The sequence below is a fragment of the Methanosarcina horonobensis HB-1 = JCM 15518 genome (assembly GCF_000970285.1).
GTDB classification, from domain to species: Archaea; Halobacteriota; Methanosarcinia; order Methanosarcinales; family Methanosarcinaceae; genus Methanosarcina; species Methanosarcina horonobensis.
In genome coordinates, this window is record NZ_CP009516.1 from 1038970 (window position 1) to 1053128 (window position 14159).

The window sequence follows — 14159 nt, forward strand, 5'->3', positions numbered from 1 at the left end:
AAAGTCAGGTTTTAGAGGGATTGAAACTTATCCCCAAAATTTCTTTCTCCATCCTGAGTTTTTTTTGTCATCCTGGTTTCTTTTATTACCCTGGTCTTCTTTTTTAAACAGACTGAAACAAATAGAAAGACTTATTTCATCTGTGGCTCTCGTTATTCGAGACCAAGATCTATTGAATTAAATATTAAACATTCTACGCTTTCGAGTTCCTGTTATTGAGCCGGTTCCACACAAAGTACAGGCAGACTTGTTGAATGTATCCGGGTAATGTCATGAAGGGCAAGGTTGCGTGCGGTAATTGAGCTTTACCCTGTGGACTGCATAGGCCTTACTATAAAAGTTGCATAGAAGAAGTTTAATAAAATGCTCTTTTAATACTCATTAAGTGATAAACGTGACCGAGAAGATCAGCTATCTTGATGGGCTGCGCGGTATAGCTGCGGTTAATGTTATGATAATGCATTTCTTTGTCGCATTAGCCCCGGCGATGATCTATGGTAGTGAGCTGCCCTCGCATTTCGGAAATCTTGACCACCTCTTTTCGACCACACCACTGGGGTTAATTGGCGCGGGTAACTTTTCAGTGTGCATTTTCTTCGTCCTGAGCGGTTACGTATTAACCCAGAAATTTTTTAAAACAAGGGATAATAATGTAATTATAAACAGCGCAATGCGCCGATATATACGATTATTTGTCCCGGTATTTGCGGCAGTTATGTTATCGTACTTGTTAGCATCAACCGGATCATACCGTTATTATATTGAAACCATGGCAGTTTCCGCAGGCAGTAACTACCGCGGGTACTGGACGTTTACTCCTGATATCCTCGATGCAATTAAGCAGGCTGTATGGAACTCGTTTTTCTTGGGCGGTACTATTCACTATAACCCGGTTTTATGGACAATGACAATCGAATTTTACGGGTCTATGCTTGTTTTCACAATGGCGCTGCTTTTCGGGTCTCTACGCAGTCGATGGACATTCTATCTTGCTTCAGCCGTACTTTTCGTGAACTCTTACTATCTGGCTTTTGTAATAGGGATGGTTTTCGCAGATGTGTTCAACAGTAAGATCCCAATATTTAAAACAGGTAATAAAATAATACTATCTATTGTGTTGATATCGGGGCTGTTTTTAGGATCGTACCCTATAAGCCCTCTGACAGACGGTTCTTTATACGGATTTCTCGATAACGGCTTCTTCGAAACGCCAAAAGTAACCTATCATATCATAGGTGCAGGCATGGTATTGTATGTCTTATTGAATAGCCGGGATTTGCAAAGCATTTTTTCTTCCCGAGTGCCGGTATTCCTCGGCAAGATATCTTATTCTATGTATCTGGTACATTTCCTGGTGATAAGCAGTTTCACCTGTGCATTGTTCCTTATCCTGTACCCTGTAGTATCTTATGGTTCAGCTGTTTTAATTTCATGTGCCATATCCTTATTACTAATTATACCATTAAGCTATCTATTTTATAAGCATATAGACATTGCAGGCATAGAATTATCACAACTTTTTTATAATCGACCTGCCCATTCCGGCACACATGACAGCACCGGATATATAAAAAAAGGATATCTTTCAAGTGCTATTTTCACAATATATAATAAATTATTCAAATAATTCGAAAAATACGTTAAATTATATACGCTTTATTGTCACCGATATAATTCTCTAACCTTATTGACCTTATAATTCTCTGATCTCTTGGTACCTTCCGAGTCATTGAAGCTATTATAAAGAAAAATTCACAAAACAAGATCAACTAAAATAGGAACCAGATTTCAAGAATCCGCAAAATAAATGTCCCTTTAAAAGATTTAATTAACTTGAATTTCCATTCCATAACTTAATATATTTGTGAGTACTATTTTTATATATGGAATCTCATTTTAATGGCTTGGAATTTTATAGCCTGAGGTCTAAAAAGGTTTAGTTTGAAATTTATTATGATAACTGATAATTTCGCTTTTCTATAAAGTCGAATTTCGACATCTATATCTTAAAGAATAACCTGAACACAAACTCAGAAAATGCATTTTTAGATTAGAGTCAATTAAAAAAGGAAGCGATGAGTTTTGACTGCACAAAAAATAAAAAATCTGGTCAGAAAATTCAATAATTCTATTGAAAGAAATAAGGACTATCAGGCTTATTCAGACTTTAAAGAAGGAGTGAATAAAGGCCTGGATATAGCCAGATATACCTTCGAAGAAAATGTAGAAAAATTCTCTCTATTGGGTCTGGATGAAGATCAGGCTCAAAAAGTAAAGAGCTTGCAGGACAATTTTAATCGTCTTTTAGATGGGATTATCCTGCCAAAAAAGCCAAACTGCTCTGAAGAGCGTCTGGATGGTATATATACCGGATTTGAGAAGTCGAAAAAAGTATTTGGAGATTTCATACAGGAGGCTTTTCCTCTGGAAAATTAATGAAAAAGCCCCTGTAATCTTTATGTTTTGATAGAGCTTGAAAGCACTATTCTTCAGCTCATCCTTATATCTCTGTTTTGTAGCTTTACCTTTTATCCTCTGATTTTCAACCGGTTCTCAGCCAGCTTACTTTAGATTTCGACTTATGTATTTGCCTGTTAGAGGCAACTCTGTGTTTTCTATTCTTTCACTGTAACGCACTCTCTGACCTGTTCTAAAAGATCCAAATAAGAAGGAAAAACGGGTTTTGAGTTCGGGTCAGATTCCGAGATAAACAGACAGGTTTCCTTTGAATGGATGGAAGGCGGCTTTTTCCTTGTTCAACACATTAATCTTGAATATAAAGGACAGAATATCAGGGGCATAGAGTTATCGGTTATGATGAGCCGACCAGGACTCTTAAATCTCACTACTTTGACAACACAGGCAATGCCTTTGAACGTTAATGGGAACTGGAAAACAACTCCCTGATCATCAGGGGAGGAGATGTCAGATCTCCGGTAATTTTTACGGGTAAGATCAGTGATAATGACAATCTTATTTCCGGAGCCTGGGAGTGGCCTGGAGGCGGGTATACCGTAACCATGACCAGAGCCGGAATTGGATAAAAGCCTCCGACTCTTTGAAGCGATACGAGCAATATCTACTAAGAAATAATATCTACTAAGAAATAAGTAATAACGGCAGCTCTTATTTTTCTCACGTTGATTATCAATTCTCTATCAGGTTCATTTTTAAAGAATTAAATCTAAAATAATATAAATCTCAATAAATATATCCATTATTCGGGAGTGGATTAGTTAGAACCACGATATTATTTCTGTATCTGTAGAGATGTCAGATCTCATTTGAGGACGGATCCGACAAAGTAGAGATTGGGGTTCTTGTTATTGGAAAAGAATCTTTTTATCTTTTAATTAGAAGGGGTAAAAATTGGATCAGCAAAAAATCAATAAGACAGTTAGAAGATTTGGTGATCTAATCGAGAGGAGCAAGGATGGACGAGCGTACTCGGATTTTAAAGAAGGGGTAAACAAAGGTTTACAAATTGCTAAAAGTACTTTTAATGAAAATGCGGAAAAATTTCTCTCACCTGATGTGGACGGAGGCCACGTTATAGAGATAGAGAGCCATCAGAATAGATTTAACCTGATTATAGATTCAATCGTTGTTAAAGAAAAACCAAATTATTCTCGGGATTATCTGGATGGAATATACGAGGGATTCGAAAGATCCAAAGAATTGTTTGGAGAATTCATAAAAGAATTCTATAACCCTGATTGAAGCTCAAAGCTCCGTTTTAATAATACCCGGCTTCAGTCGGTGTTATCTCTCGATATTGTTCCTTTATATTGTTTATATGAGTAAATTTCAAATTGTAACTATTTGGTAAAGAATTCGCAAAAAGATACATTAAAATCAGGGAGCAAAAAAATCATAAATGCGATGTTTTCAGAGACTCTTTAATCGGGTTCTCTGTTGTAATGATAACTTTACAAAACAACGACTGAAACCAGAATAAGCATAAATAATAGTAAACAAATACCCAATTAAGACTCATTAATATAAGGATTTTATTAATACAGGGATTTGAGTTTTTCTTACTTATTTTTTAATTTTCTGTTTTTTGCAGGGAGGTGGCAAATTTGAATCAGCAAAGAATTAAAAAGACAGTTAGAAAGTTTAGCGATTTAATTGAGAGAAATAAGGATAGACGAGCTTACTCTGATTATAAAGAAGGGATAAATGAAGGTCTGGAGATGGCTAAAGATACTTTTGAAGAGAATGTAGAAAAGTTTCTTTCTTCAGTCCCGGACGAAGATCCTGTTGCAAAGGTACAGAGCCTTCAGGATAGATTTAATCTTATTATAGATACGATTGTTGTTAAAGAAAAACCAAATTATTCTCCAGACCATCTAGATGGAATATATGAAGGATTTGAAAAGTCCAAAAAGATATTTGGAGAATGTTTAAGAGAATATTATTACCCTGACATAGAGTAAAAAATCCTCTTGTTTTTACAGTATTCAGTTTTATTCAGGACAAGTCCTCTCAAAGTTCCCAAAAGTAACGTCTAATCTAAATATTATTTGGGGAATTCCAGAACTAATGATCCTCAAAGGAGTAATGGAATTATGAGTCATCCCCTGAGTATAACATAACTAAAAAAGTATTATATAGTAGTACGTAAAAAATTATGTTTTCGAAAGTATTCAATACGAAGCTCAATCTTTGGAGCCGACTCACGACGATCGCGTTCGATACAAGGCTTTCAAAAGAATATTCCTTCCACTTCCTCGCTGTTCAGGAAACGGGAACCGATTTTTTTACCTTAACTTATCTTGATCCGGTAACGGATCAAGAAGGGTAAGAGAACAGTGCAGGCAGAGGTACTCTGGAAGTCATCATTATGCCCGAGACCAAGGAGACGAAAGTAAAAAAAATAATAAGTTATAGACGCAGAAAATAACTGATTCGCAAGTATATCCATTAAAATGAGAATCGGAACTTAAATTCGCCTCTGACGGATAGTTATATGTACTATTCGAAAACAAGATCATAAAAACACGAATCAAAGCCTTTTGAACATCGAAGGATTCCTTCTTCCTATAAATAATTGTAATACATGATCCGCCAAAACAGAGATTAAAACTGTACTGCAGGAGGACAATGACGTTTTTCGGAGATTTTTATTCGAAAGCAGGATCCATTAAGCAGGAATTTGAACTCTCTTCACCTGCCTGGATGCACGATGCGGAAGTGCATGCTCAACATTGTAAACGCAACTGTAACATATATGTTTGTACAGGATTTGATTTCTCGGTTCGAGAGTCCTGAAAAGACGGGGATATAAATGGCGCCGATTGAAACAACGGAAAGGCTGGGGCGCAGCCTGGGTTTTTTCTCAACTTTTGCAATAGGCACCGGGACAATGATAGGGGCAGGAATATTCCTTCTTCCCGGAATTGCCATGGCGAATGCAGGTTCAGGAGCAATAATTTCGTTTTTGCTTGGCGGGCTGATTTCCATAGCCACAGCCATCAGTATGACAGAGCTGGCAACAGGCATGCCTTCAGCAGGCGGGAGCTATTACTATATCAGCAGAACTATGGGAGCCGCATTCGGTGCAGTAATCGGTCTCGGCTCCTGGCTGGCACTGGTGTTTAAAGGCACTTTTGCCCTAATAGGACTTGCAGAGTACTCTCAGGTCTTTTATCCCCTGCCGATCTATCTGGTAGCGGCTGTTACAGGAGTGCTCCTTTTAATAATTAATTACCGCGGGGCAAAAAGCAGTGGTTCCCTGCAAAATATTATCGTCGTGATTTTGCTGGTAATACTGGTTATATTCATTGGCAAAGTATCTTTCATGGTTAAGCCGGATAATTTCTTCCCGGTAGCTTCACATGGGATAACCTCGATAATCACTACAACAGGGATCATTTTCATCTCTTATCTTGGACTGGCAGAAGCTTCTGCTGTCGCTGAAGAGGTGAAAAATCCGTCAAAGAACTTGCCGAGGGCTTTCATCGCTTCAGCGGTTATAGTAACCCTGTTCTATGTAGGCATAATGGCTGTAGTCGTAGGTTTCTCAGGTTCTGAAGGGACTGCATCAACAGTCACTCCACTGGCAGATATTGCAGGCTTGATTGCAGGCGATTCCGGGAAACTATTTATTGCCTTTGCCGCCCTGCTTGCAACGCTTTCAACAGCTAATGGAGCCATACTGTCATCTTCCAGGTTCCCTTTCGCAATGAGCAGAGACGCACTGATGCCAGAATGGTTTGTCATGATCCATAAAAAATATGAGACTCCTTACAATGCCATCCTGGTTACAGGGTCTGTAATGGTCGCGCTTCTGTTTTTGTTTGATATAGAGCAGCTGGCAAGACTGGGCGGAGCTTTTAACATTTTGATATTCATTCTGCTGAATGCGGCAGTAATTATCCTGAGGAAACGTACTCTGCCCGGATATGAACCGACGTTTCGCGATCCCTTTTTCCCTTTCACACAGATCTTCGGGGTGGTGGGGAGCTTACTGCTGTTGCCTCTTCTTGGCGGTTTACCTTTATTGTTTTCCGTCTTGATGATATTTGCCGGAGCAGCCTGGTACATGTTCTATGGAAAAGAGAAGGCTATGCCAGCATACAACCTCTTTGACCTGCTGGAGAATAATGTCGAGAGAGTGAGCCCTGAACCAAAGCCTGTTGGCAGGGTACTTGTACCGGTTTCAAATCCTGGACATGAACGGGACCTTCTTAAACTGGCAGACCTCCTGGGCAATGAGATTATCTGCCTGCATGTAATCGAAGTTCCGGGTCAGACCAGCTTGCAGATAGCTCAGGAAGCCTACCATGAGAAACAGATAGAGATGGACTGCCGTTTTCAGGAAGACTTTGAGCAGTATCCTGCAAAGTTCGGAAATAAAAGGGAGTACATTGTTGCTTTCGACCACAGGATCTCAAACTCAATTATTGAACAGGCTGAAATAGAGAATGCTGATATAATTATAATGGGCTGGCCCGGATCAAAGAGGTTCCAGTACTCTTTCGGAGATGTAACAAACGATGTTCTCCTGTCCTCGAAAAGCCAGATTGCTCTCTTAAAAGGACACCTGCCTGACAATATTAAAAGGATCCTTGTAGCCTATAATGGAAGAGAAAATTCCGTATACGGGCTTTCTCTGGCAAAAAAGATTGCTACAAATACAGGCGCTTCAATGAAAATAATTAGTATTGTCAGCCCTGACGAAGACCAGGACAGGAAGGCAAAAATTGCTGAAGAACTTTCAGAGCTGGTCAAAAAGATTCCTTCGATACCTGTAAGTTTCAAACTGCTCGAAAGGTATTCTGTCGAGGACGCCATACTTGAGGTTTCAAACGGTTATGACCTGACAATTATCGGGGACTCGAGCGAGAGATTCAAGATCTCTTTACTTGGGACTCTCTCGCAGAGGATTGCCAGGCACTCCAGAAAACCGGTAATGATAGTTAAAAAATCAAAACCGATCTCAAAAGAAAGCCTGAACTACCTGCTGAAAAAGTCTGCTAAAAAGGTCTATGAAAGGATCAGGAAAGAGAAAGACAGGGCCTAATAACACAGGATTGTAGTCGAGAACGGCATATGGGCAATAGCTGATGCCAATCCGCTCAACCCACTCAATCCTCAGGCTGCCGGACGGCTTGCTGAGATCAATATTCCTGCGTTAATTATGGCTGGTTCTCTTGATAATCCTGAAATCCTGCGTGCCTCTAACCTGCTTGCAAACGAAATTAAAGGAGCAAAAAAGATTATAATTTGCGATAGTGCCCATGTGCCAAATATGGAAAAACCTGAAGAATTCTCCGGGATTGTTCTGAATTTTCTGAATCATTTATGAGGCAGCAGAATCGCATATGGAATTCCTTTTTTAAGGGCAGAAATCATGCTTTAAAGCAAATATTTTTGCTCCCTAGCTTTATAGATTACTTGAGATTAAAGGAGTCTCTACTGTAAAATCTCTTTTTCAATCTGTACACCTGCTTAGTCTGTACACTTACTGATCTGAGTTGCAGGACAGCGGTCCACAGTTCCTTTTAGACTGTTTTGCATTTTTTTTCTTTCACGGTCAATAGTTCCAGGTTTCGGAAAGAGAAAAGTCAGGTTATATGGATATTAAAAGATTATACTCGCAAACATATAAAACTATTTAAATCTGATTAGTTTTGATTTATTTTTTGAGCAAAGAGCTTGACATAGTAAGTTATTTAATGGGGAGAATACTAATGTCTGTAAAAATAGAATGGAAAATTTTTACCGCTGAAACACAGAGTGACGGGACGTGGAAGTCAAATAGTCCCAGTCTTGAAGAACTGCTCAATGCCATAGCCAGTCCTCTCAGGATTAAGGAGTACACTTCCGATATCGAATACTCAATGGCTCAGCTTGCAGTTAAAGGGCTTCCATACTTCAGGATAACCGAGGTAGCTTCAGGACATGCAGGCATACCAGGTAACGAAACAGAGCAGATCCAGGCCTGAAAAGAGAGCAATACAATGTTTTGTACACAGGCATATTAGAAGCTATGTACTTGGGGGTGTCGATATATAGGGATTTTGTCCAAATTTTTTCATCCCAAATGTAAGTATCGTTCTTCATGCTCTCATTTCACTCCCAATGGTAAATATTGTGAGGGCATTGACTACCCTAAGTGCGGTATATTCTTAAAACGAAAAAGGGGAATGTAAATGCTGGTATGCAAATCATAAATTAGTGACAGAACTTGAAATAGACTATTTTGTCATATTTAGGGAAGTTTATTAACCTGCATAACCCATAGTACTTCTGGAGCTGATTTTATGGGCCGTCTGAAGGCCTTAATATTTATATTCCTCGTTTTTTTTCTCTTCCTGACAGCCGGCTGCATAGATATTGATAACCTTAAAGAGGATCTTGTTGCCGATGAAGTGAATAAATTGATACCTGAGGAGGCTGTTCCGGAGGAAGGTTTTGAAACCATAGATGTTAATGCTACCGGAAGCGAGGAAAGCTTAGAAAGTCCGGTCTCTCAGAAGATACCTGAAGTGCCCGTATACTCCGAAGAGAAATCTCGTGCTGTTTATTCAAAAGAATACAGGCTGTTGTCTCTTAACTTCCAGAGAGCTATAGGCTCAGGAGAGGAAAAGATAGGTGCAGAGGTCTTCAATATCACAGGAAAAACTTCAGGGTATAACATAGAAGACGCCTGTGATGTTTTCATTTACGTAAACAAAAACTGGCATTACAGGTACGATAAAAATGCTGAGTTTTTCTTCGGGGCTTCACAGACCATCGACAGCGGGTATATAGGAGACTGCGATGACTATTGCATTGTTATGTCTGCTCTTTTGAAAAATATGGGCTTCAATACTAGAATAGTTACTGCGTATAATGAATCTTATGGTCACGCTTATCCTGAACTTTACATAGGGGATAACATGGATACTGCTTACGGTATACTGGATTATATCGCAGAACGATACCCCTATGCCGAAAATATCTGGTACTCAGAAAGGGTGCTTGAAGATGGGAATTTAACTCAGTACTGGCTTAACTTTGACTGGAGCGGGTCAAACGGATACATGCATCCAGGTGGCGTGTATTTTCAGGGAGCGTATATTATATACTACCCTAATGGTCTGATAGAGTTCTAAAACAGAAGTGAGTAAAACCTTTGCCCGGTTTTAAACCTTCTTGCAGGCTGGCGTTAAAAGAGTAAACGTAAGCCGGATTTTTTTCTCTGAAAAACAAGTATCGAAATTAAATTTTTCTGATTAACTTTATATGATCATATCTCCACCCTCTTTTAGTAACAGGTATTCCCGGTCATAGTATCAGGGTAGACTGTAAATCCTGAAAATATACTTTATGTGTAGAGCTTTATGAAGAGGGGGAATTTCATGTGATAACTGATTTTAGAGAATTCGTAAGGGGAGACAGGGTAAGGGCCAACACTTCTCCTGAGATTAACGAGGCAATTGATCGTGAAATCGCAGCGACAGTCAGGTTCTACGCAGGTAAAACTGACTATGAGATTTCAAAAAGGATAGAAGAACTCGATAATGAGTGGGATATAGGGCGCCATGTTGAAACCCGTGCGGCTGTAATTTCTATGATTGGATTGGTACTCGGTTTAAGCAGGAGCAGAAAATGGTTTATCCTGTCTTTGATAGCTACAACTTTCCTGTTCCAGTACGCTGTACAGGGCTGGGCTCCTCCGATACCCTTTCTCAGAAGATTCGGTATTCGCACGAAACAGGAAATTGATGTGGAAAAATATGCCTTGAGAGCTCTGCGTGGAGATTTCGACGACATTTTTTCTCAGGAGAGAAGAACAGAGAATGTATTAAAGGCTTTCAATTAAATTAAAAATGTTTAAGGTCTGGATAAGCCTTAATCATTTCTTCAATTTTTAACTTTAATTTTTAACTCTAGTTTTCAACTTTAATATATATTTCATTCCGGATTTATCCAGGTCTATTGCAAAGGGGGAATTTAACTGATGACCGAATATGAGGCTCTTGTTAGGGGAGACAGGGTAAGGGCCAACACCCCCGAGAAATTAATGAGGTTATCGACTCTGAAATCGTAGCAACGGTCCGGTTTTATGCAGGTGAAACTAATTACGAGATTTCGAAAAGGATTAAAGAGTTTGATCACGAATGGGATATAGAAAGTTATCTTGAAGCCAATGCAGCTATATTTTCTCTCACTGGAGCCATACTTGGCTTAAAAGAGACTAGAAAGTGGTTTATTCTGCCTATTATGGTTTCAATCTTTCTGTTTCAACATGCTGTGCAGGGCTGGTGCCTTCCTGTATTTTGATAGGGTTTCTTTTCAGGAAAGTGAAATAACCCGTGCAAAGAAAGCTGTCAGTGGTACTAAGTCTATTTAAGATCGCGCCAACAGATTCGGCAGGTTTTAATCCTTTATTCTTTTTTGAATTTTATTCTCAGATATTATTATATAAATACAATCCATAAATTAATTCTGTCGAATGATATTGATTTTTACTGCATAAGGGGGAGATGGAACGAGTACAGGTGTAACAAGTCTTGATAACAGTATTGAACTGACAAATGTCTGGCTGAAGGATATTCTTGAACAGTTACAATGGCAGAGTAAGAACAGTGCATATGAAGCTCTCAGGGGCACATTGCATGCACTCAGAGACAGACTTCCGATGGAAGAAGCAGTTCAGCTCGCAGCACAGCTGCCTCTTGTAATTAAAGGAATGTATTATGACGGCTGGACACCCAGGGATAAACCTGAGAAATTCAAAAAAGAGGAGTTTGCAAGAAGGGTGCACGAGCAGTTCGGGCTTGATTCAGGTGTAAATCCGGCTGAGGTTATCCGTGGGGTTTTGCGTGTCATGTACAGGCACATGGGTGAAGGTGAGCTCAGACATGTAAGGAACAATATGCCTGCAGATATCCAGGAATGGTTCCCTGAGGAGGTCAGGCCGCCGGAACAGTAAAAAATGTCTAAACCTGGTCTATAAAGCAAATTTAAATGGCCTTTGTTTTTAAAGAAAATTGTTTTTAAAGAGAATTTATCTTTTTTTTAGCTTTCCTTATTTCTATTTCTTTTCTTAATCCATAGGAATTTAAAGACAACCCTCCTGCCATATATGATGCTCGATATCTGGAAACCGGGGATATTCCACGGCAAGGGAAAAAAGAAGGACTTTTTCGAGGGCTGGTACTTTAAGATGGTAGACCGTAGTGAAAAGAACTCTTATGCTGTCATCCCTGGCGTTTCCACAGTGAAAGACCAGTTGAAGTCCCACGCTTTTGTCATGCTTCTGGATGCCAGATCACAGAAAATGCGCTATTTCAGATATTCGCTCGATGACCTTAAGGCGAGTGATAGAAAGTTCGAGCTCACCATTGGAGGATCTTTTTTTAGCACTGATGGAATGATTCTCAACCTCGAACAGGGTGGAAACCCGATCACTGCCCGCATCAGTTTCAGGGACACATACCCCTGGCCTGTGACGCTGCTGTCCCCTGGAGTGATGGGCTGGTATGCATTCGTGCCGGGCATGGAGTGCTATCATGGCATATTGAGCATGGACCACGCCATCGAGGGGTTCATCGAGGCTGATGGCGTAAGGACAGATCTCACAGGTGGCAGGGGCTATATCGAAAATGATGGGGCATTTCAATGCCTTCCTCCTGGATATGGATGCAGACCAACCACTTCGACCGGGAAGGAATATCGCTTTCTGGCTCAATAGCGAAAATACCCTGGTTCGACAGTTATTTCACGGGTTACATCTTCGGCTTTTTGTACGATAAAAAGTTATACAAATTTACAACTTATTCCGGGGCAAAGGTCACCGTACTCAATGTGACAAAAGATAATATTCGGATGAGACTGGAAAGTAATGTCTATCAGCTCGACATCGATGCGGATAGATCAGAAGGTGTCGAGCTTCCGGCTCCAAAACTGGGAGAAATGACGGCGAAGGTTAATGAGTCGCTAAACTCCCGTATCAATGTGGCTCTTTTAAGGAAAAATGGTTCCGGCACGGAGCTTATCTATTCGGGGACAGGGAGGAATGCGGGTCTGGAATTCGTGGGGAATATTGCAGAGCTGGTAAAAGGGTTGAAAAAATAATCAGGAAAATTGATTTTTATATTTTGAGTTTTCACAACTTCTCTAGAGGAAGAGATGTTGAAAGCCATTATTGCTTACTTTTAATTCATTTACCTCAGGTCTTAAAGCAATTTTTTAATATTGAATTGAAGTCTGTAATTTTATTTCATAGCAAAAATCGATATGTAACAAAGGTTGAAAAATATTTTATTCGTAAAATTATATAATTATTTAGTTTCTTTACTAATTTATCACATAATTTTGGGTAAATACTCTAGATTTGGATTAATTTGACTTTGGTAATAGATGATTCAGATATTATTACAGAACCTGAAAAATATCCGAATCATATAAACTGTACATTAACTTTGAAAAATAAAGCTACCTGGGGGAAAATAAATGAAAAATAAGAGAAAGCTATATTCGGTAACTTTAGCTTCAGCATTCCTGGTTTTTGTTTTTTTGATTTTAATCTCAGCCGCAGCTTCAGCGGCTCAAATTACGAAAATTGGCACAGGATACGATCCTGCTATTTATGGTAACGAGGTAGTATGGACAAATGGGGTTGTTATTCATCTATACAACCTGACCGACGGAACAGACATTAAGGTTAGCTCTTCTGGAGCATCCAGTCCAGATATTTACGACAACAAATTAGTGTGGCATGATGAAAGCAGCGGAACACCAAGGCTTGCTGTGTACGATATTCCTACAGCCACAAAAACTTACATTACACAGGACGTGGACCAATATAGCAAACCTGCTATTTACGGCGACAGAATAGTCTGGAGTGCAAATGATAGTGTGTATCTGATGAACATGTCTACATCCACACAAACTAAAATCGGAAACGGAAGTAATCCCGACATATATGACACAAAAGTGGTGTATTACTCATACTCAGAGGATCCAGAAGCAGATATAACTATCAGAATGTATGACATCAATACGAAGGAAAAAGTAACTGTCACTTCATATGGAGATCCAAATATACCTCATATTTGGGGTACTAAAGTAATCTGGGCTGACGTGTATAATCATCAGGGATATATTGCGATGTACGATACGTCAACAAATGAAACTATAGACGTTACGCATCAACTTGACACCGATCCAGATGGAAATGAATACGGAGCCAGTACAGGGACACATATTGCCATACAAAATGATAAAATTGTATACAATAAAGTTGTTGATGATTATGAAGGCAAACCTGGAGTATATGTATATAACATAACTACAGGACAAAACACATTGGTATACGGCTATCTTGAAGACGTTTATACGACCCCAGAAGTATACAATAACACTATTGTATGGGGAATGGACAAGAACTACGTTGATGGTGCGGAAAGCAATGATATCTATTTATATAATTTCTCAGAACAACATGAAATATCACAGTAATATAAGTGGTGGATTCCACCACAACATTTTATTGAAAAACATCTGAATTTTTGGATCTGACGAGGATAAAAAGAAAATTAGAATATTCTTTAATCTTCAGACAAAAGAATATCAGAACATTCTTTTATCTTCAGGCATATTCGGAATTTTTTTAATTATCTTCACTTTCTCCATTGACTGTAGCCATAATTTCTTTAAAA

Annotated in this window: 14 protein-coding genes; all 14 read left to right on the forward strand. The window is 39.2% G+C overall.

All coding sequences use genetic code 11. The annotated features are described in order from the left end of the window. Window positions 1–385: 385 nt before the first annotated feature. The 14 genes from MSHOH_RS04685 (at window position 386) to MSHOH_RS04735 (ending at window position 13959) form a co-directional block, all read left to right on the forward strand. The gene (locus MSHOH_RS04685) at window positions 386–1627 is read left to right on the forward strand and encodes an acyltransferase family protein (RefSeq protein ID WP_239451218.1); all 1242 of its coding nucleotides are present in this window, start codon (window positions 386–388) and stop codon (window positions 1625–1627) included. Between the two features lie 455 nt (window positions 1628–2082). Continuing rightward, window positions 2083–2436, forward strand: a complete 354-nt coding sequence (locus MSHOH_RS04690; protein WP_048137769.1) for a hypothetical protein — start codon at window positions 2083–2085, stop codon at window positions 2434–2436. 933 nt (window positions 2437–3369) lie between these two features. Further along, entirely contained in the window at window positions 3370–3720 is a 351-nt protein-coding gene (locus tag MSHOH_RS04695) for a hypothetical protein (RefSeq protein ID WP_048137771.1), read from the forward strand. Window positions 3721–4073: 353 nt separating this feature from the next. Further along, entirely contained in the window at window positions 4074–4439 is a 366-nt protein-coding gene (locus tag MSHOH_RS04700) for a hypothetical protein (protein ID WP_239451219.1), read from the forward strand. A gap of 667 nt (window positions 4440–5106) precedes the next feature. Then, window positions 5107–5274, forward strand: a complete 168-nt coding sequence (locus MSHOH_RS23425) for a hypothetical protein (RefSeq protein ID WP_158024046.1) — start codon at window positions 5107–5109, stop codon at window positions 5272–5274. A 16-nt stretch (window positions 5275–5290) separates the two neighbouring features. After that, window positions 5291–7528 carry an amino acid permease gene (locus MSHOH_RS04705; RefSeq protein ID WP_048137775.1) on the forward strand — a complete coding sequence of 746 codons (2238 nt, stop codon included), beginning with the start codon at window positions 5291–5293 and terminating at the stop codon, window positions 7526–7528. A gap of 117 nt (window positions 7529–7645) precedes the next feature. Next, window positions 7646–7813, forward strand: coding sequence for an alpha/beta fold hydrolase (locus MSHOH_RS24525; protein WP_204245385.1), 168 nt, complete (start codon window positions 7646–7648; stop codon window positions 7811–7813). A gap of 385 nt (window positions 7814–8198) precedes the next feature. Next, complete coding sequence (locus tag MSHOH_RS04710) at window positions 8199–8453, forward strand: hypothetical protein (RefSeq protein WP_048137777.1); 255 nt, start codon at window positions 8199–8201, stop codon at window positions 8451–8453. A gap of 318 nt (window positions 8454–8771) precedes the next feature. After that, window positions 8772–9605 (forward strand): transglutaminase-like domain-containing protein, encoded by an 834-nt coding sequence (locus tag MSHOH_RS04715; protein ID WP_048137779.1) that lies wholly within the window; start codon window positions 8772–8774, stop codon window positions 9603–9605. A 248-nt stretch (window positions 9606–9853) separates the two neighbouring features. Next, window positions 9854–10315 (forward strand): hypothetical protein, encoded by a 462-nt coding sequence (locus tag MSHOH_RS04720; protein ID WP_048137781.1) that lies wholly within the window; start codon window positions 9854–9856, stop codon window positions 10313–10315. Window positions 10316–11038: 723 nt separating this feature from the next. Then, the gene (locus MSHOH_RS04725; RefSeq protein WP_269850268.1) at window positions 11039–11428 is read left to right on the forward strand and encodes a DUF2267 domain-containing protein; all 390 of its coding nucleotides are present in this window, start codon (window positions 11039–11041) and stop codon (window positions 11426–11428) included. Between the two features lie 234 nt (window positions 11429–11662). Then, on the forward strand, window positions 11663–12190 hold the full coding sequence (locus MSHOH_RS24995; RefSeq protein ID WP_239451220.1) for a hypothetical protein: 528 nt from the start codon (window positions 11663–11665) through the stop codon (window positions 12188–12190). After that, window positions 12139–12573, forward strand: a complete 435-nt coding sequence (locus tag MSHOH_RS25000) for a hypothetical protein (protein WP_239451221.1) — start codon at window positions 12139–12141, stop codon at window positions 12571–12573. Before MSHOH_RS24995 ends, MSHOH_RS25000 begins: the two co-directional genes overlap by 52 nt. Window positions 12574–12951: 378 nt before the next feature. Then, window positions 12952–13959, forward strand: a complete 1008-nt coding sequence (locus MSHOH_RS04735; protein ID WP_048137785.1) for a TolB family protein — start codon at window positions 12952–12954, stop codon at window positions 13957–13959. Window positions 13960–14159 lie beyond the last annotated feature (200 nt).